Source organism: Phenylobacterium sp., assembly GCF_030651185.1.
In the GTDB taxonomy this organism is placed as follows: Bacteria; Pseudomonadota; Alphaproteobacteria; order Caulobacterales; family Caulobacteraceae; genus Phenylobacterium.
Genome location: NZ_JAUSCJ010000039.1, coordinates 41829 through 65292, shown reverse-complemented (window position 1 = coordinate 65292; position 23464 = coordinate 41829). Strand labels below are relative to the sequence as shown.

At 69.4% G+C, this 23464-nt stretch carries 18 protein-coding genes; 12 read left to right on the top strand and 6 right to left on the bottom strand.

All coding sequences use genetic code 11. The features are described from left to right. Window positions 1-245 precede the first annotated feature (245 nt). Entirely contained in the window at window positions 246-1001 is a 756-nt protein-coding gene (locus Q7J39_RS18480) for a cyclic nucleotide-binding domain-containing protein (RefSeq protein WP_304829012.1), read from the top strand. A 101-nt stretch (window positions 1002-1102) separates the two neighbouring features. On the opposite strand, the gene moaA is transcribed toward Q7J39_RS18480, so the two are convergent. The 3 genes from moaA to Q7J39_RS18465 all read right to left on the bottom strand — a co-directional run bounded on the left by moaA (window position 1103) and on the right by Q7J39_RS18465 (window position 5788). After that, window positions 1103-2092: a GTP 3',8-cyclase MoaA gene (gene moaA, locus Q7J39_RS18475; RefSeq protein ID WP_304828780.1), complete on the bottom strand. Its 990-nt coding sequence runs from the start codon at window positions 2090-2092 to the stop codon at window positions 1103-1105. A 197-nt stretch (window positions 2093-2289) separates the two neighbouring features. After that, window positions 2290-3483 (bottom strand): NnrS family protein, encoded by a 1194-nt coding sequence (locus Q7J39_RS18470; protein ID WP_304828776.1) that lies wholly within the window; start codon window positions 3481-3483, stop codon window positions 2290-2292. Between the two features lie 88 nt (window positions 3484-3571). After that, entirely contained in the window at window positions 3572-5788 is a 2217-nt protein-coding gene (locus tag Q7J39_RS18465; RefSeq protein WP_304828773.1) for an adenosylcobalamin-dependent ribonucleoside-diphosphate reductase, read from the bottom strand. Window positions 5789-5973: 185 nt separating this feature from the next. On the opposite strand from Q7J39_RS18465, the gene Q7J39_RS18460 reads away from it, so the two are divergent. Then, on the top strand, window positions 5974-6582 hold the full coding sequence (locus tag Q7J39_RS18460; protein WP_304828770.1) for a hemerythrin domain-containing protein: 609 nt from the start codon (window positions 5974-5976) through the stop codon (window positions 6580-6582). Between the two features lie 42 nt (window positions 6583-6624). Here Q7J39_RS18460 and Q7J39_RS18455 read toward each other — a convergent pair whose 3' ends face one another. From Q7J39_RS18455 to Q7J39_RS18445, 3 genes are read right to left on the bottom strand one after another with little or no spacing between them, the layout of a single operon-like run. Continuing rightward, window positions 6625-7812: a molybdopterin molybdotransferase MoeA gene (locus Q7J39_RS18455; RefSeq protein ID WP_304828766.1), complete on the bottom strand. Its 1188-nt coding sequence runs from the start codon at window positions 7810-7812 to the stop codon at window positions 6625-6627. Next, the gene (moaB, locus tag Q7J39_RS18450) at window positions 7809-8348 is read right to left on the bottom strand and encodes a molybdenum cofactor biosynthesis protein B (RefSeq protein WP_304828763.1); all 540 of its coding nucleotides are present in this window, start codon (window positions 8346-8348) and stop codon (window positions 7809-7811) included. The genes Q7J39_RS18455 and moaB overlap by 4 nt, the downstream gene beginning before the upstream one ends. Window positions 8349-8374: 26 nt before the next feature. Further along, window positions 8375-9664: an acyl-CoA dehydrogenase family protein gene (locus Q7J39_RS18445; protein ID WP_304828760.1), complete on the bottom strand. Its 1290-nt coding sequence runs from the start codon at window positions 9662-9664 to the stop codon at window positions 8375-8377. 255 nt (window positions 9665-9919) lie between these two features. Between Q7J39_RS18445 and Q7J39_RS18440 the strand changes: the two genes are divergently transcribed. From Q7J39_RS18440 to Q7J39_RS18395, 10 genes are all read left to right on the top strand, one after another. Continuing rightward, window positions 9920-12247, top strand: a complete 2328-nt coding sequence (locus Q7J39_RS18440; RefSeq protein ID WP_304828757.1) for a TonB-dependent siderophore receptor — start codon at window positions 9920-9922, stop codon at window positions 12245-12247. Between the two features lie 78 nt (window positions 12248-12325). Next, window positions 12326-13417 carry an alpha-hydroxy acid oxidase gene (locus Q7J39_RS18435; protein WP_304828754.1) on the top strand — a complete coding sequence of 364 codons (1092 nt, stop codon included), beginning with the start codon at window positions 12326-12328 and terminating at the stop codon, window positions 13415-13417. Next, window positions 13417-14100: a Fe2+-dependent dioxygenase gene (locus tag Q7J39_RS18430; protein WP_304828751.1), complete on the top strand. Its 684-nt coding sequence runs from the start codon at window positions 13417-13419 to the stop codon at window positions 14098-14100. The genes Q7J39_RS18435 and Q7J39_RS18430 overlap by 1 nt, the downstream gene beginning before the upstream one ends. 74 nt (window positions 14101-14174) lie before the next feature. Continuing rightward, entirely contained in the window at window positions 14175-14870 is a 696-nt protein-coding gene (locus Q7J39_RS18425) for an energy transducer TonB (protein ID WP_304828748.1), read from the top strand. 9 nt (window positions 14871-14879) lie between these two features. After that, complete coding sequence (locus Q7J39_RS18420) at window positions 14880-15614, top strand: MotA/TolQ/ExbB proton channel family protein (RefSeq protein WP_304828745.1); 735 nt, start codon at window positions 14880-14882, stop codon at window positions 15612-15614. A 44-nt stretch (window positions 15615-15658) separates the two neighbouring features. Then, window positions 15659-16078: a biopolymer transporter ExbD gene (locus Q7J39_RS18415; RefSeq protein ID WP_304828742.1), complete on the top strand. Its 420-nt coding sequence runs from the start codon at window positions 15659-15661 to the stop codon at window positions 16076-16078. Between the two features lie 14 nt (window positions 16079-16092). Next, window positions 16093-16368 (top strand): PepSY domain-containing protein, encoded by a 276-nt coding sequence (locus Q7J39_RS18410; protein WP_304828739.1) that lies wholly within the window; start codon window positions 16093-16095, stop codon window positions 16366-16368. A gap of 4 nt (window positions 16369-16372) precedes the next feature. Then, window positions 16373-16822 carry a hypothetical protein gene (locus Q7J39_RS18405; protein ID WP_304828736.1) on the top strand — a complete coding sequence of 150 codons (450 nt, stop codon included), beginning with the start codon at window positions 16373-16375 and terminating at the stop codon, window positions 16820-16822. A gap of 96 nt (window positions 16823-16918) precedes the next feature. Beyond that, complete coding sequence (locus Q7J39_RS18400) at window positions 16919-17374, top strand: GNAT family N-acetyltransferase (protein WP_304828733.1); 456 nt, start codon at window positions 16919-16921, stop codon at window positions 17372-17374. Window positions 17375-17689: 315 nt separating this feature from the next. After that, a complete protein-coding gene (locus tag Q7J39_RS18395; protein WP_304828731.1) occupies window positions 17690-23440 on the top strand; it encodes an ice nucleation protein in 5751 nt (1916 codons plus the stop codon). Window positions 23441-23464: the final 24 nt, after the last annotated feature.

Sequence of the window (23464 nt, the reverse complement as noted above, 5' to 3'; positions counted from 1 at the left end):
GAGGCTTTGAATTGATGATCGTCAAATACGATGCCTGATGTTGCTAGGTTTAGCGCATCACCGTCAGGAATATTGGCTCACTTTATATATTCCGCTTCTCTGATTACTTTTGTTGGCGACGAGATTTGATGAACATCAAGCCGCCTCGCCGCCCGCGGCGCATTGGCGTCGCTTGATCCAGATCAAGGCTCGGTTCGCCGCCTCACCCGATTGATGGTTGACGCAAGGGGACCATCCGAATGTCGATGCGAGTCGTGGACGTGGAGCGCGTAAAGGACCTGGCCCTGTTCTCCGGCGTCTCTGACGAGACGTTCAGCGCCGTGACGGCCGGCGCCTTCCTCCAGAAATTCCCGGCAGGCACCACCCTCCTGCACGAGGGCGACCCGGTGGACTTCCTCTATGTCCTGCTCGACGGGCTGGTGGAACTGGAGGGCACCTGGAACGACAAGGAGACCACCCTGGCGGTGCTGCGGCCGGTCTCCACCTTCATTTTCGCCGCCGTCGCCCTGGACGCCGACGCCCTGATGAGCGCCCGCACCGTCGAGCGGTCGGACATCCTGATGCTCTCGGGCGAGGCCCTGCGCCGGGCCATGCAGACTGACCCTCGCTTCAGCTACGCCGCAACCCTTGAACTCGCCGGCTGCTATCGCGGCCTGGTGCGTGCGTTGAAGAACCAGAAACTTCGCGGCGGCGCCGAGCGCCTGGCCAACTACCTGATCACCCAGAAGGTGCGCCAGGGCGGAGCCGAGACCTTCACCCTGCCCCACGAGAAGCGCCTGCTGGCCTCCCTGTTGGGCATGACGCCGGAGAACCTGTCGCGCGCCTTCGCCACGCTCACGGGCTACGGCGTGGTGGTGAACGGCCCGGAGGTCACCATCGCCCGGCCCGTGGTGCTGGAACGCCTGGCCAAGCCCGATCCGCTGATCGACAATCACCAGCCCCCCAGCGCGGCGCCCATCGGCAAGGCCGAGCGGGAGCTCTGGCCCGCCCGCGCCAGCTAGAGCGCGTCAGGGTTAAGTGGAAGCCCGCCCGACGCGCTCTATCTCTTTGAATTAGAGCCATTTTGAACGGGTCAGATGATCTCATCTGACCCTAAAAGGCTCTAGCCGCCGAACTGCGCGAGGTTCCGGGTGTCCCCGGCTTGGCTACTGGCCAGGTCGTGGCCAAGCGGCTTGCCTGTCAGCGCCTGGGCGATCCGGCCCGCCAGGAGATCCGAAGCCCCCTCGCCCGCGTCGGCGGCCAGCAGGTCGCGCAGGCTCACCCCGCCCTGGCCGAACAGGCACAGGCGCAGCAGCCCCTGGGCCGTGACGCGCAGGCGATTGCAGCCGTCGCAGAACCCGGCGCCATAGGGGGCGATCAAGCCGATACGCCCGGCGAAGTCGCGATGCTCGTATTCCGTGGCCGGGCCGTCGTCGGAGGCCCGGACGCGGGCGCTCCAGCCCTCCTGGGCCAGCCAGGTCTTCAACCGCTCGCCGCTCACGTGCTGGTCGGCGAAATAGGCGGCGTTGTCGGCCGTGCGCATCAATTCGATGAAACGGACGGCCACCGGACGGTCGCGGACGAACTCGGCGAAGTCGGAGAAGCCGTTCTCCAGGCTGTCACGGAGCAGCACCGCGTTGACCTTCACCGTCGGCACCCCGATGGCGAGGGCCTGGTCGAGGCCGGCCACAACCTGATCGAGGCGGTCATGGCCGGTCAGGCGGGTGAAGGCCTGGCGGTCCAGACTGTCGATGGAGACGTTCAGATTGGTCAGGCCCGCCGCGCGCCAGCTGGAGACGTGGCGGTTCAAATTCCAGCCGTTGGTGGTCATGGCGACCTTGGCGATCCCGGGGACGTCAGCGACCCGGGCGATGATGTGGCCGATGTCCTTGCGCACCGTGGGCTCGCCCCCGGTGAGCCGCACCTTCTCGATCCCGAGCCGCTGGAAGGTGGAGACCAGCCTGCCGATCTCATCGACGCCGAGGAAGGCGGGCCCGGCGGATTTCCGGTAGCCGTCGGGCAGGCAGTAGGTGCAGCGGAAATTGCACACCTCCGTCACCGAGAGGCGCAGGTAGCGGAAGCGGCGGCCGAACCCGTCGATCAGGCGGTCCATGGGACAGGTTCCTCACGGGACAGAGGAGGCGCCGGTTTCCCGGCGCCCCAAGACCCGGCGGATCGCCGGTGTCGACGTCACCCAAGCCGACGCCGAAGGGAGGAGTGGCGTCGCGCGCAACGGGCGGATCGAGAGTGAACCTAGGGGGCAAGGCCCGCCCTGGGTATGACGGCTGAGGGCCGGCGCCTTGACTTCGGTTAAGCCGCAATAGCCCTGCCGCGCGGGCGGGCGGGCCATCCCAGCAGCATGGGGCCATAGGCCAGGGCGAAGCCGCCGAAGGCCGCGCTCCAGAGGCCGCCGGAGACCGCCAGCAAGACCGTGCCGCCTGCCCCACCGAAGCCGGCGCCGACCCGCACAAGGGCCGCGGCGTTGACCAGCAGGTAGATGGCCAGCGTCCAGCCGTCAGCCACTCGCGGCCGGCCGCTATGGCCGCGGGTGGCGCGGGTCATCATGGCCAGGGTCATGACCCCGACCGCGCCCGCCGTCAGGGCGTGGACCCCGGCGGTGCGCGGCACGATGTCGGGCGCCAGGATGGTGAGACCGGTGAGGACAAGGCCCACTCCCAGCCAAGCATAGCCAAGGTGGAGAACCCAGACCAGCGGCTCGGCCAGGGTCCGCAGGCCTTGCCAGCGCGCCAGGCGGGCCAGGGCCGCGAGGCCCGAAGCGGTCAGCAATACGCCGGCCAGGGAGTTTTCAGGAGCCGCCATCCAGGCGACGGCGGCCAGACCGGTGAGGATCAGGGCGGCCGTGTCGGCGCGGTCGGCCGGGGCGGGTAGCGGGCCGGGCGCATGCTGGCTCAGCCAGTTGCGGGTGAAGCTTGGGGTGACCCGACCGCCGATCAGGGCGATCAGCACCGACACCGCTCCGAGCGCGGCCCGCTGGCCGACCGCCTCGGGCGCAAGGCCCCCCAGGTGGAAGGCGATATTGGCGCAGGCCAGCACGGTGACCAGGGCGCAGACGGCCAGGTTGCGCCAGTTGCGCGCGGCCAGGACCTCTCGCCAGATCACACCGGCGAACACCACCAGAAAGGCGCTGTCGATCACGCTGGCCCAGACCCCGAGCTCGGTGGCCGCCAGCATCGCCAGGCGCCCCGCCAGCCACAGGCCAGACAGGGCGGCGAGCGGCGCGCCCATCACGGGCAGGCGTCCGGTCCAGTTGGGCACGGCGGTCAGCAGGAAGCCGGCGACGATGCCGGCCAGCACCCCAAACAGCATCTCGTGGATGTGCCACTCGCGGGACAGGGCGGCCCAGGGCAGGTGACCGGTGAAGGACAGCAGCCAGAGGGGAACCGCCAGCGCCGCCCAGATCGAGGCGGCGAGGAAGAAGGGGCGGAAGCCGTAGCTGAAGAGCTTCGGCCCCCGGTAGGCGCGCCGATCGGCGGCGGTGGCCATGGGGGACTCCAGTCGTCTAGAGGACAGGCCCTCCTTCTAAGCCTGTCTGGCCCCGCCGCCCTTGTCGGACATCAAGCGCCGATCCCTCTCATGCGCATTTGGAGTAGCCGCAGCCAAAACAGGTGTCGCAGCCCTCCTTGCGGACCAGCTCGAACCCGCCGCACTGCGGGCAGCAGGCCTTGCCGGCGGTGTGAGTGTGAGGCGCCGTGGCGGCATGAGCCGGCGCCGCGGCGACTTCGATCCTCAGGTGGCGCTCGATCACCCCGCCGATGGCCGCCGGCAGCGAGGGCACATAGCGCCCGTCGATCCAGCCGCCGCCGCCGGGATCGAACACCGCCTTCAACTCCTCAGCCACGAAGGCGACGTCCCCACCCCGGCGGAACACCGCCGAGATCATCCGCGTCAGGCCGAGTGTCCAGGCGTAGTGCTCCATGTTCTTGGAATTGACGAAGATCTCGAAGGGCCGCGGCCCCTCCCCGGTGTCGGCGTCGTTGATGGTCACATAGACGGCGTGCGCGCTCTGCGGCCATTTGATCTTGTAGGTGGCTCCCTGCAGGACGTCAGGCCGCGGCGAGAGCTTGGGTTCGGCCGGCTCGGCGGCCTCAGGCGTCGGCGCCACCGAGAGCACCGATCCGGTGACGGCGTTGGGGCGGTAGGTGGTCAGGCCCTTGCAGCCCAGGCGGTAGCCTTCCAGGTAGATGTCCGAGAAGTCAGCGAAGGCGATGTCTTCCGGGCAGTTCACGGTCTTGGAGATCGAACTATCGATGCAGGCCTGGGCCGCGGCCTGCATCTGCAGGTGGTCGGCCGGGGTCAGGTCCTGGGCGCTCACGAACAGTTCGGCCGGGGGCTCGGCTTGGCCCTTCAACCCGCGCCAGACGGTGAGCGCGTAGTCCTCCACCTGCTCCTCCCGGGAGGAGCCGTCCGGCTGACGCACCTTGCGGGTATAGGCATAGGCGAAGACCGGCTCGACGCCCGAGGAGACGTTGCCCGCCAGCAGCGAGGTCGTGCCCGTCGGCGCGATGGAGGTCAGGCAGCCGTTGCGCAGCCCGTGTTCGGCGATCAGGGCGCGGGTCTCCCCGTCGAGGGCCAGCAGGTTGGGCCGGTCCAGGATCTGCGGGTCGTAGAGCGGGAAGCTGCCCTTCTCGGCGGCCAGCTGCGCCGAGGCGCGATAGGCCTCCCGCTTGATCACCGTGAGCCAGCGCTGGGTCAGGGCCACGGCTCCGTCGTCGCCATAGCGGGCGCCGCAGAACAGCAGGGCGTCGGCCAGGCCGGTGACGCCGATGCCGATCCGCCGTTTGGCCCGCGCCTCGGCCGCCTGCGCCTCCAGCGGGAAGCGCGAGATGTCGATGACATTGTCCAGCATGCGGACCGCCGTGCGGGTCAGTCCCCCCAGCCGCGCCTCGTTCAGTTCGGCGCCGTCGGAGAAGGGCGCCTCCACCAGCCGGGCCAGGTTCAACGATCCCAGCAGGCAGGCGCCATAGGCCGGCAGCATCTGCTCGCCGCAAGGATTGCTGGCCAGGATCTCCTCGCAATAGGCCAGGTTGTTGTTGGCGTTGACCCGGTCGATGAAGATCACCCCAGGCTCGGCGGCGTCATAGGTGGCCGTCATCAGCCGCGCCCAGAGGTCGGCGGCCCGGACATTGCGGTGGATCTTTCCATCGAACACCAGGGGCCACTCGGCGTCCGCCGCCAGGGCCTGCATGAAGGCGTCGCTCACCAGGACCGAGAGGTTGAAGTTACGCAGGCGGCCGGGCTCGCGCTTGGCGTCGATGAAAGCCTCGATGTCGGGATGATCGATGCGCAGGCAGCCCATCATCGCCCCGCGGCGCTGCCCCGCCGACAGGATTGTGCGGCACATGGCGTCCCAGACGTCCATGAAGCTGAGCGGCCCCGAGGCGTCGGCGCCGACGCCGCGAACCAGCGAGCCGTTGGGCCGTACCGATGAGAAGTCCATGCCCACCCCGCCCCCCTGCTGCAGGGTGACGGCGGCCTCGCGCACATGCTCGAATATGGCCCCCAGGTCGTCGGGGATGGCCCCCATGACGAAGCAGTTGAACAGGGTCACCGATCGTTGGGTGCCGGCCCCGGCGAGGATGCGGCCGGCCGGCAGGAAGCGGTAGTCGGTGAGCGCGTCCATAACCTCGGCGCGGAAGGCTTCCCGGCGCTCGGGCGCCTCGGGCTCGCTCACCGCGCGGGCGACGCGCGCCCAGGTCTCGGCGACGCTGGCGTCCCCGCCCCCGCCCTGCGGGGCGAAGCGGTACTTGCTGGACCAGATTTCTCCGGCGAGGGGATTGTCGAAGGCCATGGCGCTCTCTCTGCGTGGGGAGAGCGAGGCTGGCCGATTCCCTGCGGCGCGCAGGCCGCGCAATGGATGTCGCAGGCCGCCAAATCGGCCAGGACTCGACTTGGCGAAAATCAAGCCGGCGTCCGGCCCGGTTCAAGGCGCTTCGCGCATCGGTGGCTTAGTCTCACCCCATTGAGGAGACCGCCATGATCCCGATCCCCACCCCTGAGCTCAATCTTTGGGCCCGCGAAATGGTCAGACGATCACCCGAGGCCAACGACGTCTTTCGGGTCCGGGGTCCGCTGACCACGGTGGAGAAGCTTGAGCGCGACCTCACCGGGGCTTCGCGGGGCGACAAGGCCGCCGACCGGGCGGCCGCCAAGCTCATCGAGCACATCCTGCAGCGCTATCACGAGGTCCATCGCCGGGAGTTCCCCGCGGCCATCGAGCTGGCGCGCACAGTGGAGCGGGTTCACGCCGGCGACGCCGACTGCCCGCGCGGTCTGGCCGACCACCTGGCGATCATGGCGGACGATCTGGAAGGCCATCAGCGCAAGGAGGAGAATATCCTCTTCCCCACCATGCTGGCCGGCTCCTGCGGCGTCCTGCGCTTTCCCATCTCGCGGATGATGTCCGAACATGACGATGTCCATGATCAACTGGCCCGGCTGGCGGCCCTGACCAAGGACTTCACCCCGCCCCAGGACGCCTGCCATACGTGGCGCGCCCTCACCCAGGCCTGCAAGAAACTCGATCGCGATCTGCGCGAGCACATGCGCCTGGAGAACGACGTCCTCTTCCCCCACTTCCTGTGACCGAAGCCTGAGACCGAAGCCTGAGACCGGGGCCGGGAGGCCTCAGAGATCGAGGACCTCGACCCCATCGCCGAACGTCGCCGCGCCGTCCCCGGGGCGGCGGCGGATCAGCAGGTCGGCCAGGGCCAGGGTCTTCTGCGATGACGAGTCCTGGTCGGCGAAGGGCGAGACGCCGGCCGCGATGTTCCGCGCCCGCACGAAGGTTTCCCGATCGCCGCACGCCTCCAGCTCGCCCGCCAGCCGCGCACCGCGCCAGGCCAGGGCCACTCGCGGATCGCGGCCGCCGAGCCCGGCGATCAGCGGCGCCAGCAGCAGGCGCGCCGTCACCAGGGCCGCGGTGGGATTACCGGGCAAGCCCACCACCAGCTTGCCGCCGGCGTGCGCCAGCCAGACCGGCTTGCCCGGCTTGATGGCCACCTTGGCGAAGACGCAGTCGAGACCAAAGGGCGCGAACATCGCCTTGGCGTAGTCCCGCTGACCGACCGACGCGCCGCCGGTGACCACAACCAGGTCGGAGACCTCAAGGGCCGCGCCAGCCGCCGCCTGCAGGAGGGGCAACTGGTCCCCCAGACGCCGGCGCCCGATCACCTCTCCGCCCCAGGCGCGCACCAGGGCGGCCACCCCGAAGGAGACGCTCTCGGGAACCGAGGCGCCAAAGCCCGGCCCATGGCCAGGCTCATGCAATTCATCGCCCGTGCTGAGGATCATCACCCTCGGCCGGGACACGACCTCCACCTCCGACAGGTCGGCCGCCGCCGCCGCGATGAGCCTCTGCGGCGTAAGCGGCAGGCCTGCGGCCAGGAGTTCGTCGCCCGCCCGGAAGTCGCAGCCGGCCGCGCGGACATGTCGCCCGCCGCAGGGCGGCTGAGCGAAGAACGCCACCGTCCCCTCATCGCCCACCGCCTCCTGCATCACCACCCGGTCTGTCCCGGCCGGCAAGGGCGCGCCGGTGAAGACGCGCGCGCAGGCGCCGCCCGCCAGCGCGTCTTCAAGGCCGTGGCCGGCATAGGCGGCGCCCATCACCGGCAGGCGGACAGACCCGCCCGCCAGGTCGGCCTCGCGCACGGCGTAGCCGTCCATCGCCGAGACGGCGACGGTGGGAGACGACCCTTGCGCCACCACCGGCGCGGCGAGGACTCGGCCATCGGCCTGATCAAGGCCAATCCGCTCGCTGGCCAGGGGCCGCGCCAGGGCCGCCACCAGCGCCGCGGCGTCGTCGAAGGCGATCAATTACAGACACCCCGATAGCGCGGAATCTGACCCACCAGGGAACAGGGGCGGAAGCGGCTGTCGAACTCCTCGGCCAGCACCAGGTCCCAGGCGTCCTTGCAGGCGCCGGTGGAGCCCGGGACACAGAAGATGAAGGTCTCGCCGATCTGGCCGGCCAGGGCGCGGGACTGCAAGGTCGAGACCCCCACCGTGCCGCGGCTGGCCTGGTGGAAGACCACAGAGAAGCCGTCCATGGTCCGGTCCAGCAGGGGCGCCACCGCCTCGGGCGTGACGTCCCGCGGCGAGAAACCGGTGCCGCCGGTGGTCAGGATCACGTCCACCTCGGCCGCCGCCGCCCAGGCCCGAACCTGGGCCCCGATGGCCTCGACGTCGTCAGTGACGATGGCGCGGCCAGCCAGGACGTGACCCGCGCTGGTCAGCCGGTCGGCCAGCAGGCCGCCGGAGGTGTCGGTGACCAGAGTCCGGGTGTCGGAGATGGTCAGGACCGCGATGTTCAGCGGGTGAAAGGGCAGCCGTTCGTCGATGCCGGTCTTCATGGGTATGGGGTTCCAGGATTATTGGGTCAGGCCGGAGTCGGGACCTGCCCGGCGTCCAGCGGCGCGCCGTCGCGCCAGGCCCGCAGGCGGGCGCCGTGGCGGCCCATCTCCAGCTTGGCGATGGCCCGCTTGTGCACCTCATCGGGACCGTCGGCGATCCGCAGGGCGCGCATGCCGGCATAGGCCCGGGCCAGGCCGAAATCCTCCGATAGACCCGCCCCGCCGTGGGCCTGCATGGCGTCGTCCAGCACCTTCAGGGCGGTGCGCGGCGCGGCCACCTTGATCATGGCGATCTCGAGCTGGGCGGCCTTGTTGCCCACCTTGTCCATCATGTCGGCCGCCTTCAGACACAGCAGCCGGGTCATCTCGATCTCCAGCCGCGCCTCGCCGATCCGTTCCTCCCACACTGACTGGTCGGCCAACCGCTTGCCGAAGGCCACCCGCGACAGCAGGCGGTCGACCATCTTCTCCAGGGCCACCTCGGTGGCGCCGAGCGCGCGCATGCAGTGATGGATGCGGCCGGGACCGAGCCGGCCCTGAGCGATCTCGAAGCCGCGCCCCTCCCCCAGGATCAGGTTCTCAACGGGCACGCGGACGTCGCGCAGCATCACCTCGGCGTGGCCGTGGGGGGCATCGTCATAGCCGAACACCGGCAGCATGCGGACCACCTCGAAGCCGGGGGCGTCGGTGGGGATCAGGATCTGGGACTGTTGGGAATGGCGGGCGCCCTCGGGATCGGTCTTGCCCATCAGGATGGCGAGCTTGCAGCGGGGGTCGCCGATGCCCGAGGACCACCACTTGCGGCCGTTGATGACGTAGCTGTCGCCGTCGCGGCGGATCGAGGTCTGAATGTTGGTTGCGTCGGAGGAGGCCACGTCGGGCTCGGTCATCAGGAAGGCCGAGCGGATCTCGCCGTCCATCAGCGGCCGCAGCCACTGGGCCTTCTGGCGCGCCGAGCCATACTGGCGCAGCACCTCCATATTGCCGGTGTCCGGCGCCGAGCAGTTGAACACCTCCGAGGCGAAGCCGACCCGGCCCATCTCCTCGGCGCAGAGCGCATATTCGAGGTTGCTGAGACCCGGGCCCGCATACTCATCCTCGTCCTGCTCAGACGGGTTCAGGAACAGGTTCCACAGCCCCTCGGAGAAGGCCCGCGCCTTGAGCTCCTCGACAATGGGAATGACGCTCCAGCGGGCGGCGCCCTCCCGGTCGGTCTGCTTCTGGTAGATCGGGATGGCGGGATAGACATGGGCGGCCATGAAGGTCCGGACGCGATCGCGCCACATGGTCTCGCGCTCGGAAAGGCCAAAGTCCATCGGCAGGCTCCATCAAGATTGAGGGCGAACCTAGGGCCGCGGCCCGTCCGACGCCTTGACGGGGGTCAACCCGCGGCTCGACGATGATCACGCGACCCGACGCCGACCGCCCGCGCGCCGTCGCACAATTGCCACGCTGGCACGCCCGATAATGCGAGCGCGTCGCAATTACGTTGATAATGCGAATTCTTCGCAATATAGACCCCGGAACTCACTGGCGACGGCGCCGGTGCGAGCGGCACGGGGAATTTCAGCATGAGTGGTTTCAAGGGCAGGACGCTGCGTCCGGCGAGCCTGCGTCAGGCCTCCAAGCACCAGGCGACGACCGCCGGGCTGGGTGTCGCGGTCGGCCTGTCGGCGATGATGATGATGCCGGCTCAGGCCCTGGCGCAGGAGCCGGAGCAACTGGCGACCGTCAAGGTTCAGGACACCGCCATCGACGCCAACCCGAACGCCGAACCCGGCGTGCCGTACAAGGCCAAGGTGTCGGGCGACGAGCGTCACACCCGCCCCCTGGCCGAGACGCCGCTGACCATCAACGTCCTGACCAAGGCCCAGATCGACGACTCCGGCTACACTGACCTGACACGCATCCTCGACGCCCAGCCCGGCATCACGCTGGGCACCGGCGAGAACGGCAACGCGTTTGGCGACCGCTATGTGATCCGCGGCCAGGAAGCCAAGAGCGACACCTTCGTTGACGGCCTCCGCGACCCCGGCATGACGATCCGCGAGAGTTTCGCCATCGAGCAGCTGGAAATCACCAAGGGCCCGAACTCCACCTTCGCCGGCCGCGGCTCGTCGGGCGGGGCGATCAACGCCATCACCAAGCAGGCGACCCCGTTCCTCGACTTCGCCAACCTGCAGGGCACGATCGGGACCGACGACCACCTGCGCCTGACCGCCGACGTCAACAAGGTGGTGAGCGACAGCTTCGCGATCCGCGCCAACGCCCTCTACGCCAAGGAAGACGTTCCGGACCGCGCGCCCGCCTACCGCAAGCGTGAGGGCGCGGCCATCTCGGCCTACTTCACCCCCACCGACGCCTTCGAGGCGACGCTCGACTATTACGGCATGCGCGCCAAGGACAACCCCGACGTCGGCGGCTACCTGGTGGCCGGCAAGCCTGCCCCGAACGTGCCGTCCTACGTCCAGCAGGAAGACTTCCTGGAGTCGGACGTGAACACCTTCACGGCTCGCCTGAAGTACCGGTTCAGCGACAACGTCCGCCTCACCAGCCTGACCCGCTACGGCTCGGCCGACAACGGCTACGTCATCAGCGGCGGCCGCAGCGGGACCACGGGCGCCAACAACCCGGGCGGGGTCTATCCCACCACCACCCTGAGCGCCCACCAGGGCTGGCAGGAGGTCCGCTACTTCGCGAACCAGGAAAACCTGTTCGTGAACACCAACCTGTTCGGCCTGGATCACGAGCTGATCTTCAGCCTCGAATACACCGACAACGCGGTGAAGAACGGCGTCTATGGCGTCACCAACACCGGCGCCTTCAACTGCATCACCGGCACGGGCACGACCCTCAACAACTTCTGCCTGACGGGTGCGAACGGCGCCCTGGTCCCCGGCGGCAACAGCTTGCTGAAACGTAGCATCGTCAAGGGAACCTGGGACACCGACTGGCAGATCAAGACGATCTCGGCCTCGGTCATGGACACCGTCGACCTCACCGACAAGCTGACCGTCTTCGCCGGCCTGCGCTACGACACCTTCGACTTCACCCTCGACGTCCAGAACACCACCACCCTGGTAAAGGCCTCCTATCCCTATTCCGACGACCTGTGGAACGGCCACCTGGGGGTGACCTACAAGCTCAGCGACGGCGTGATCGTCTATGCCACCTACGCCAGCGCCGCCGACATCAACGGCGGTGAGTCCGACGTCGGGACCAGCAGCGGCTACGGCGGCGTGGTGATCTACAACGGCTCGATCGCCGGGGCGAAGCCGGAGCGGTCCCAGAGCTTCGAGGTCGGCGCCAAGTGGAACGTCTTCGACGAGACGCTGCTGCTGACCGGCTCGGTGTTCCAGGTCACCAAGTCCGACGTCATGGAAGGCGCCAACTACGACACGATCGGCACCTTCAACAGCGGTAAGAACCGGGTGACGGGCTTCGAGGTCGGCGCCACCGGCGCCCTCACCGACAAGCTCACCGTCCAGGCCGGCGCGACCTACATGGAAAGCGAAGTGCTAGAATCAGCGACCCCCGCCAATGTCGGCAAGATGCTGGCCAACTTCGCCAAGAGCTCGGGGGTGGTGCAGCTCAAGTACCAGGCCACCGACAGCTTCTACTTCGGCGGCGCGGTGAAGTATGAGGACAAGCGCTACGGTGGCCAGCCCGACACCGCGGCTCCCTTCGACGCGATCACGGGCGCCTATACGCGACCGGTGCCCTCCTACACGGTGCTGGACCTGTTCGCGTCCTACCGCGTCAACCCCAACTTCGAAGTGCGCCTCAACGTCAGCAACGTCACCGACGAAGAGTACTATCTGGCGGTCTATCGCGGCGGCTTCTTCCTCTATCAAGGCGACGCGCGGGCCACCCGCCTGACCCTGAACTACGACTTCTAACGCGCCTGAAGAGGGGCTAAGGGAACGGGGTCGGGCCTTCTGGCGCGGCCCCGTTTCCGTTTTGCGAGGCTGTCCAAAATGGCCGATGGCGACGCTCTGCCGGCGAACATCCACTGCGCGCGCGACTACGAGGATCTGGCGCGCCAGGTGCTGGAGGCTCCGACCTTCGCCCACGTCGCCGGGGGCGCGGGGCGCGACACCGCCGTCGCCGCCAATCTGGCCGCCCTCGAAGCCGTAAGGATCACGCCGCGTGTGCTGCGCGACTTGACCCGGGGCGCCACCACCTGCCGCCTGGAGGGCCGGCCCCATCCGATCTGGCTCGCGCCCGTGGCCTTCCAGGAGCTGTTCCACACGGGGGCGGAGCGCGAGACGGCCCGGGCGGCCGCGGCCACCGGGACCTGCATGGTGGTCAGCACCCTGTCGTCCCTGCCGTTGGAAGAGATCACCGGCCCTGACCGCTGGTTCCAGCTCTATGTTCAGTCCTCTCGGGACGCGACCCTGGACCTGGTGCGTCGCGCGGAGGCCGCCGGTTACGGCGCGATCATGCTGACGATCGACGCACCGGTGCATGCGCCGGGCCTCACCTCCCTGCGCGCCGGGTTCCGCGGCGGACTGACCCCGGCCAACCTTGCGGGCTACGCACCCGTCGATCCCGCCGTGGCGCCCGGCGAGAGCCGCGTCTTCCAGGGCTTCCTGCGCCATGCGCCCACCTGGGCCGATGTCGAATGGTTGCGGGGCCAGACGCGCCTGCCGCTGTGGCTCAAGGGGGTCCTGCACCCGGGCGACGCCACCACCGCCCGCGAGGCGGGCGTCGACGGCCTGGTGGTCTCCAACCACGGCGGCCGCGAACTGGACGCCGCGCCGGCGAGCCTCACCGCCCTGCCCGCCATCCGCGCGGCGGTAGGGCCTGACGTCCCGCTGCTGTTCGACGGCGGCGTGCGCTCGGGCCAGGACGTGTTCCGGGCCATCGCCCTGGGGGCCGACGGGGTGATGATCGGCCGGCTGCAGGCCTATGCCCTGTCCGTCGCCGGCGCGCTGGGCGTCGGTCATCTGATCAAGCTGCTGCGCGAGGAGCTGGAGATCTGCATGGCGCTCTCCGGCTGCGCCAGCCTCGCCGATATCACACAGGCCGATCTGGGTGCGTCGCGCCCGGCGGCGGGAGAGGGTTGATGCTGATCGCTATCGAAGGCGTTCTGGACAAGGGTGAGGTCGGCGCCTTCCGAGCGCGTCTCGACGGCTGCGCCTGGCAGGAGGGCGCGGCGACGGCGGGCGGCCTGGCGCGCAGCCAGAAGACCAACCAGCAACTGGCCGAGGACGACCCCGTCGGCGTCGCCCTGGGGGAGGATATCCTGCGCCGGATCGGCGCGAACCCGCTGTTCGTCTCCGCCGCACTGCCCAGCAAGATCTATCCGCCGCGCTTCAACCGCTATGCCGGCGGCGGGGCCTATGGCGCCCATGTCGACAGCGCCCTGATGCGGACACCGCGCGGCGAGCTGATGCTGCGCAGCGACCTTTCGGCGACCCTGTTCCTGTCGGAGCCCGACGAATACGATGGCGGCGAGCTGGAGATCGAGGGCCCGTTCGGGGTCCAGTCGGTCAAGCTTCCAGCCGGCGACATGATCCTCTATCCGGCCAGCAGCCTGCATCGGGTGACCCCGGTGACCCGCGGCGCCCGGATCGCCTCGTTTTTCTGGATCGAGAGCTTCGTCGGCGACGAGGGCCAGCGCACCCTGTTGTTCGACCTCGACCAGGCGATCCAGGGCCTGACGCCCCTGGCCAAGACCGGGGACGAGAACCTGCTGAAGCTGACCGGGGTCTATCACAACCTGGTTCGCCGGTGGGCGGACACATAACGGCTTGAAAACAGGGCGCGAGAGGCCCCTCACCGAGCTTTTATTACGACGCATTCTCAGCTAGAGACACCGCCATGGTTCAAGTGGCGTCGATGACAGGCGGTCCGCCCGCCTATCGCGGCGGCCAGGAAACGGCCCGCCATCGCGCGACGGCGGTCGGCGTCGTCGTGGCGCTGCATGCCGGCCTCGCCGGCGCCTTCGTGGCAGCCCAGCTCCGCCCGCCGATCACGCCGCCAGAGCCGACACTTTCGGTCAGCTTCATCACAGAGGCCCCGGCCAGCACGGCGCCCACGCCGCCGCAGCCGCCAACCCCAACCCCGCCGCCACCCAAGACGCAGATGCTGGCCACGGCCCGTCCGACCGCCTCCCCCATGACCGCCCCGCCCATGGAGCGCGAACCCCCGCGGGAGGCCCCGGCTCAACCCGCGCCTTCGGCCCCGCCGAGCCTCACCGCGCCGTCCAACGCGCCGGTCGCCGCGACCACCACGCCGCCGAACTTCACCGCGGCCTATCTGAAGAATCCGAGCCCGGTTTACCCGATCGGCTCCCGCCGCCGGCGCGAGCAAGGCGTCCTGCGCCTGCGCGTCCAGGTGAGCCCCGAGGGCGCCCCGACCCAGGTGCTGCTGGACCGCTCCAGCGGCTGGCCTGAACTGGACGCCGCGGCCATGGACGTCGTGAAGAAACGCTACAAGTTCGCGCCCGCCAAACAGGGGGACCGCGCGGTCTCCGCATGGGTGATCGTGCCCATGGAATTCTCGCTGAATCGCTGAAAGACCAACATGGAAGACGCCCAAGGCTTTAGCCATTTCCTTGCCCAGGCCGACTGGGTGGCCAAGACGATTCTGGTCCTGATGGCGGGCGCCTCGCTCACCAGCTGGTACCTCATCGTCACCAAGTCGATGAGCGGCGCCCAGGCGCGTCGCCGGTCGGAAAAGTTCCTGAAGTTCTTCTGGAACGCCCCATCGATCGAGGTCGTCGGCCGCGAACTGGACGGCAAGTCCCCCGACAACGCCTTCGCCCACCTGGCCCAGCAGGGCATCGTCGCCGCCCAGCACCATGAGCGCCACGCCGCCCACCGCCTCAATGAGGCCGGGACCCCCACCGAGTTCCTGACCCGCGCCCTGCGCCGCACCATCGACGAGGAGACCTCGGATATGGAGTCCGGCCTGACGGTCCTGGCCTCAATCGGGGCCACCGCGCCCTTCGTCGGCCTGCTGGGCACCGTCTGGGGCATCTACCACGCCCTGCTGGCCATCAGCCGGTCTGGCTCGGGCACGCTGGACAAGGTCGCCGGCCCCGTCGGCGAGGCGCTGATCATGACCGCCATCGGCCTGGCCGTCGCGATCCCGGCGGTGCTCGGCTACAACTTCATCGTCCGCAGCAACCGCATCACGCTCGCCCGCCTCGACGGCTTCGCCCACGACCTCTTCACCTTCCTGGTCACCGGCGCGAAGGTGGGCTCCACCGAACCGCCCGCCGCGCCCCGCCGCGCCCGCGCGACCCAGGACGCCTAGGGATGGCGTTCGGCGGCTTCGATAGCGGGCGCAGGAATTCGCCCATGGCGGAGATCAACGTGATCCCGCTGGTGGACATCATGCTGGTGCTGCTGGTCATCTTCATCGTGACCGCGCCCCTGCTGACCAACTCGGTGAAGATCGACCTGCCCAAGGCTGTCAGCGCGCCGGACGAGTCGCGGGAGCCGGCCATCCAGTTCGCCATCGACGCCACAGGCCAGCTCTATTGGGACGGCGACAAGATCAACCACGACCAGATGCTGCAGCGGTTCGCCGCCGCCGGCGCCAAGGCCAAGCCCCCCGAACTGCACCTGCGCATCGACCGTCGCACCCAGTACGAGATCCTGGCCGACGTGATGAGCGAGGCCAGCAAGGCCGGGGTCGCCAAGGTGGGCTTCGTCACCGATCCGTCCGGCGCGGTGACCACCGACATCCAGGCGCCCACGCCTGTTCCGCAACCCTGACCCTGGAGCCGATGATGAAGAAGATTCTCTGCCTCGCCGTCGCCGCCCTCTCCCTGGCCGCCGCGGATGTGGCGCTCGCCGACGGCAATGTGTCCTGCCCCGCCGCCAGCCGGGCCGAGCGCAAGCCGACCGCCGAACTCGTGCAACTGCTGAAGAGCAAGGGCTGGGTGGTCCGCAAGCTGCAGATGTTCAACGGCTGCTACGAGGTCTACGGCTTCGACGAGAAGGGCCGTCCGGTAGAAGCCTTCTTCGATCCGAAGACCCTGGCGCGCGTCGCCGTCCAGCCCTGACGACATGCAGACGCCGCCCGCGACGCCCCTCCGGCTCGGCTCGCGCACCAAGCTGACCATCGCCCTGGTCGGGGCCGGACTGTGGGCGTCCGGCGGCCTGTGGCTGATCTTCCATTACTACCTGCGCCGGCCCGGCCCCTGGGGACCGGAACCGCACCTGCTGGAGCCCTGGTGGCTGCGGCTGCACGGCCTGTTCGCCTTCGCCGCCCTGTGGCTGATCGGCCTGCTGTGCGGACTGCACATCATCAGGGCCTGGCAGAGCGGCCGGCGCCGTTGGTCCGGCTCCGTCCTGTTGACCTGGCTGTTGGCCCTGACGCTCAGCGGCTACCTTCTGATCTATGCCGGGGACGACGGGGCCTGGGGGCTGTTGTCGCCCACCCACTGGATCGCGGGCCTGGCCCTGCCGGTCATCTACGGCTTCCACCGGCTGATCCGTTTCCTGCGGCGTCCTTGAAGCTCCGGGTTTGCAGAGGATCCGGGCCGCGACGGGCGAGTGCGCAGGGCCTATATCGGAACCGCGCGGACCCGGTCGCGCCTGGAGCACGGTGGTTTGGCGAGCCGGTTTGGCCTTGAGATTCGCGCCGCCGACAGCGTCGATGCCCCAGGCGTCGCCGAGCTGCTGCAGGCCGCCGGCCTGCCGGGAACCGCCGCCGCCATCACGGCGCGGCTGGAGCGCCTGCGGGTAGAGCGGGCCACCGTGCTGCTGGCCGTCGAATGGGGCCCGCCCAGCGGAATCATCGTCTTCCATCCGCGCCAGACCCTGCTGGCCGACCTGCCCACCGCCTTCGTCGGGGCCTTGCTGGTCGGCCCGGAGGCCCGGCGCCGGGGCATAGGACGCCTGCTGCTGAAAGCCGCCTCCCAGGCCGCCCGCAGCGCCGGATGTGGCGATCTGGCGCTGTCGGCGGCGCCGGAACACGCCAGCCTGCGCGCCTTCGCCGAAGCGACCGGTTTTACGGCCTCGGAGACCAGCTTCGTCCGCCCGCTGCGGAAACAGCGGCCGAGCTAGATCTCCCGGGCGCGGACCTTGTCGCGCTGGATCTTGCCGGCCTCCGGCCCGGACGGCCGCAACCTGTCGTTGGGTAGAAGCGGCGCCGCCCGGCAAAACCTGCCCCGGATCGGCACGGCGAGATCCGTATCAATCCATTGTTTTTCCTCATGAAATTTTAGGACGAACCGGCAGGCACAGCCTTTGCACATAGGGTTAACGGGCGCGAGTTGAAGCGTTCCGCGTGAAGGTCGGCATGAACCACCAGTGCAAGAACGATGACCTGACCGCCCCCCGGGGTGCGCGTCGTCTCGCCTTGTCGGGGGGATCGCCCCAGTGATCTCCCCCATCACCTCCTACAGCCCGGCCCAGATCGCCGGCCTGTCGCGGCAGGAACTGGAGTCCCTGACGCGAGCCGACATGGCCGCGCTGAACTTCAGCCAGATCAATGCCCTGACGGAGACGGGGATTGAGGCCCTGGCCGGCACCCAGCTTCAGGCGCTGTCCACCAAGCAGGTCACCGCGCTGGCGGCCACCCAGATCCGCGCCCTGACCACCAGCCAGATCGTCTTCAGCGCCGCCCAGCTGGCCGCCTTCAACGCCACCCAGGTCCGAGGCTTCGAGCCCGAGGACATCGCCGCCTTCAGCCTCACCCAGATCAAGGGCCTCACCACCGCGGAACTGGCGGGGATGACCGCCGACCAGATCGACGCCTTCTCCGCGACCCAGATCGCCGCGATGAGCGTCACCCAGGTCAGGGGCTTCACCGCCACCGAGGTCGCGGGCCTCGACGACGAGCAGTTCGCGGCGCTCAGCGCCAGCCAGGTCGGGGCCCTGACGCCGACCCAGGTCAAGGCCCTCAGCACGACCCAGATCGCCGCGCTCAGCACCACCCAGGTCAAGGGCCTCACCGCGGCCGAACTCGGGGTGATGACCACGACCCAGGTCAGCGCCCTGACGCCGGAGCAGATCCCGGCCCTGTCGGTCGGCGGATTCCTTGGCGTCACTCCCGCCGGCATCGCCAGTCTCAGCAGCGAGCAGCTCGGCGCCCTGACCCCCACCCAGATCGGCCGGCTCTCGTTCCACCAGGCCCGAGGTCTGACCGCCACCCAGATCACAGGCCTGGCCGACACCCAGCTGGCGGCCCTGACCGCGATCGGCATCAGCGCCCTCACCGCCAACCAGGTGGCGGCCCTCTCCCAGGAGCAGGTGGGCGCGCTCTCCGCAGGCCAGATCAGGAGCCTGACACCGGCGGCCTTGGGCGCGCTCTCCGTCGACCAGATCGACGCCCTGTCGGCCACTCAGATGTCGGCGCTGTCGGTCACCCAGATCCGGGGCTTCGACGCCGCCGACACCGCGTCCCTCGACGCCGTTCAGCTTGGGGCCTTCAGCGCGCTGCAGATGGGCGCCTTCACCGCCAGCCAGATCCGAGCGCTGAGCCCTGAGCAGATCGGGTCCCTGAGCGCGACCCAGATAAAGGGTCTGACCGCCGCCGAAATGACGGCGATGACCGCCACCCAGGTCGGCGCCCTGACGCCTGAACAGATTCCGCAGCTGACGGTCGCGGGCCTCTCCGGCCTCACCGCCATCAACATGGCGGGTCTGAGCGCCGAGCAACTGGGAGCGCTTACCGTCACGCAGGTCGGGCAGCTGGCGCCGATGCAGGTCCGCGGCCTGAGCGCCACGCAGCTTCCCGCCCTTGCCGACACTCAGCTCGCCGCCCTGACCGCCACCGGCATGACCGGCCTGACCGCCACCCAGGCGGCGGCGTTCACCGAAACGCAGATCGCGGCCCTGACGACCACCCAGATCAAGGGCCTCTCGGCCGCCGCCGTCGGCGCGCTGTCCGACACCCAGATCGAAGCCATGTCGGTGAGCCAGGTTGCGGCCCTGACCGCCACCCAGGTCCGCGGCCTCACCGCCACCGAGGCCAGCGCCCTGAGCCCCGAACAACTGGCGGCGCTCAGCAATATCCAGATCGCCAACCTCTCGGCCACGGCGATCACCGGCCTGACCGCCGACGACATCGGCGCCCTGACCACCACCCAGGTTCGCGCCCTGACGGCGGTCCAGCTGGGCGGCCTCTCCACCACCCAGGCCGCCAGCCTACAGGCGACCCAGCTGTCCGTGCTCAGCGCCTTGCAGATGAAGGGCATCGCCGCCTCCGATCTGGCCGCCCTGACCGCCGACCAGCTGGCGGCCCTATCGGCCACCCAGATCGCGGCCCTCGGCGCGGGGCAGATCCAGGCCCTGACCAGCAGCCAGGTGGCCACCCTGAGCACCACCCAGGTGAGCGGTATGGCGGCCACTCAGATCGCCGCCTTCACCGCCGCCCAGGTCGAGGCCCTGGCCACGACCCAGATCGCCGCCATGACGCCTCAGACCTTCAATGGCCTGACCGCCACCAATATGGGCCAGCTGCGCACCGATCAGCTCGGGGCGCTGACCACGACCCAGATCGCCAAGCTGTCGGTCTTCCAGCTCCAGGGCCTGGTCGACACCCAGATCGCGGCCCTGGCCGAGACACAGCTCCAGGCCCTGACCGCGCCGGAACTGGCTTCTCTCTCCGGGACCCAGGTGGCCGCCTTCACCCAGCAGCAGATCTCGGCCCTGACCACCACCCAGGTCCGCGGCCTGACGGCCACCAGCATCGGCTCCCTGACGCCCGAGCAGATCGGGTCGCTGTCGACGACCCAGCTCGAGGCGTTGACCACGGTCCAGCTCAAGGGCTTCACCACCACCACGGCGGCCGGGCTGACGAGCGGCCAATTCGCCGCCTTCTCTGAAACCCAGGTCGCGGCCCTGACCGCCAGCGTCATTGGTGGCCTGACCCTCGACGAGGTGGCGGGCCTGACCGCCAGCCAGCTCGCCAGCCTCTCCACCGCCCAGGTCGGGGCCCTGTCGGAGGATCAGGTCGCGGTCCTGTCGACCACCCAGCTCGGCGCCCTGGGTGCGACCCAGATGCGCGGCCTGACCAGCACCGCGCTTGCGGCCCTGACCGCCAGCCAGTTCGCCACCTTCTCCGCGACCCAGGTGGCGGCGCTCACCGCCAACCAGATCAAGGGCTTCGGCGCTGAGGAGGTGGACGACATGACCGCCGCTCAGCTCGCGAGCCTCACGGCCGCGCAGCTTACCGGCCTGTCGGCCACGGCCATGTCGGCGCTCTCCACCACCGATGTCGCGGCCCTGACCACCACCCAGATCAAGGGCCTGGGCGCCACCACCCTGGCGGCCTTCTCCTCCGAGCAGCTCGGCGCCCTTTCCACGACCCAGGTCACGTCCCTGAGCGTCGCTCAGGTGCGGGCTCTGACCGAGGAATTGGTCCAGGCTCTGACCGCAGAGCAGATCGCCGCTCTGCAGACCAGTCAGGTGGCGGCGATCAACCCGACCGCCATCGCCGGCCTGTCGCCAGAGGACATCGCGGGCCTGTCGTCCACCCAGGTCGGCGCTCTGGTGGCGGCACAGATTCAGGCGCTGTCTGGCGATCAGGTCGAGGCCCTGACCACGACCCAGATCGCCGGCCTCACCGCCCTGCAGCTCAAGGGGCTGACGTCCACCTCCCTGGGCGCCCTCAGCATCGCCCAGTTCGCGGCTCTGTCGGCCAGCCAGATCGGCGCCCTGACCTCGGCGGCCATCGGCGGGCTGAGCCTCGACCAGATCGAGGCGCTCACCACCACCCAACTCGACGCCTTCAAGACCACCGAGATGGCCGGTCTGACCGACAGCCAGGTGGCCGCGATGAGCGCCGCCCAGGTCGCCAGCCTTGAGGCCAGCCAGATCGGCGCGCTGACCGCCACGGCGATGGCCGGCCTGAGCGTCACCGAGATCGGCGCTCTCACCGATACTCAGATCGACGCCCTGACCGCCACCCAGCTGGCGGCCCTGTCAGCCGACCAGATCAAAGGCTTCTCCACCGCGCAGCTCGACGGGCTGACCGCCAAGCAGGTGGTGGGCCTCAACGCCACCAATCTCGGCGCGCTCTCCAACGAACAGATCGCGGCCCTGACGCCGTCTCAGGTCGCCGCCCTTTCGGCCACCGCGATTGGCGGCCTGACCCCGACCCAGATCGCGGCCCTGACCGCGACGCAGATCGACGCGCTCAAGGCGCCGGCGATCGCGGGCCTGACCTCCACCCAGATGGCGGCCATGACCGCCGATCAGATCTCGGGCCTGGAGGCGACCCAGATCGCCGCCCTGAGCGCCAGCGCCATCACCGGCCTCAGCGCCACCGACATCGGCGGGTTCACCGGGGCGCAGGTCGCCGCGCTCAGCGCCACTCAGATGGCGGCCCTGTCGGAGGATCAGGTCGATGGCTTCAGCGCCACCCAGCTTGGCGGCCTGACCGCCAGGCAGGTCGCCGGCTTGTCCGCCACGGCCATCTCGGGCCTGGCGCCGGCGAGCATTGCGGCCTTCACCACGACCCAGGTTTCAGCCCTGGCCGACACCCAGGTCGCCGCCCTGACGGCGGATAACGTCCAGGCGATGACTGCCGCCCAGATCGCGGCCCTTTCGACGTCCGGCGTGGCGGGCCTGGCCAGCACCCACGTCGCGGTCCTGAACGCCACCCAGATGGCGGCCTTTACCCCCACCGAGATCGCCGCGCTGAGCGCCACAGCCGTTTCGGGCCTGACCGCCACCCAGATCGCCGGGCTCTCCAAGCCGCAGCTTGGGGCGATGACCTCGGGCCAGATCGCGGCCATCTCCACCGAAAGCATCGTCGGACTCACGGCCACCGAGATCGCGGGCCTGAGCCTGACCCAGTTCAGCAGCCTGACCGCCACCCAGGTGGGCGCCTTCACCCCGACCCAGGTCGCCTCCCTCACCGCGAGCCAGGTGTCGGCGCTGACGCCGGCCGAGGTCAGCGGTCTGACTCCGACACACATCGCCGCCCTGACGCCCACCCAGTTCGCCGCGCTCAGCGCCACGCAACTGTCCGCCATGTCGGCGACCGGCATCACCGGCCTGACCCCCACCGAGATCGCGGGCCTGACCAAGACCCAGCTAACCAGCTTCAACGCCACCCAGATCGGCGCCCTGACCTCCACCCAGTTCGCGACGCTCAGCCAGACCCAGCTCTCCGATCTGACGGCGACCGAGGTCAGCGGCCTGACCGCCACCCACGTCGCCAGCCTGACCCCGACCCAGATCGCGGCGATGAGCACCACTCACATCGCCGCCCTGTCGGCGAGCGGTGTCTCGGGCCTGACCGCCGATCAGGTCCCGGCGCTCTCGGCCACCCAGATCGCGGCCTTCACCGCCACGGAAGTCGCCGCCCTGTCGGCCGGCGCCATTTCCGGCCTCTCCACCGAGGACCTCACCGGCCTGACCTCGACCCAGTTCGCGGCCCTGACGCCGGAACAGGTCCGCGCGCTCTCCACCACCCAGGTGGCGGGGCTGGGGACCACGCAGGTCGGCCTGCTGGACGCCTCGGACGTGGGCAGCCTGACACCGACCCAGATCGCTGCCCTGACCTCCACCAGCTTCGGCGCCCTGACCCCGACCCAGATCAAGGCCCTGTCGACCGCCGGGATCACGGGCCTGACCGAGAGCCAGATCACCCAGATGACCCTGACCCAGCTTGGTGGCCTGACCACCGAGCAGATCGGGGCGCTGACCACCACGGAGATCGGCTATCTCACCGGCGCCGGACTGGCGGCCATGACGGTCACCCAGCTCAGCGGCCTGGTGCGGATGCAGCTGCGGGCGCTGAGCGAGAGCCAGTTCGACGCCCTGACCGAAACCCAGGTATCGTCACTGAGCGGGACCCAGATCGCGAACCTGGAATCCACCGACCTGAACGGCTTCGAGCCCACCCAGTTCGAGGCCCTGACCTCGACCCAGGTGGGGTCGCTGACCCCCACCCAGCTCAACAGCCTGAACGGGACGATGATGTCGTCCTTCACCGACCGCCAGCTGATGGGCCTGACCGTGACCCAGGTGGCCAGCCTGTCGATCACCAGCATCAGCGCGCTGACGCCTCGCGAACTGATGGCCTTGAACGGCACCCAGATCGACGCCTTCACCCCCACCCAGATGGCCAGCATCACGCCTGAGCAGCTGGCCGCCATGCAGGCCGGCTCGTCCTGATCGCGGCCGTTGCCGCCTGATGTC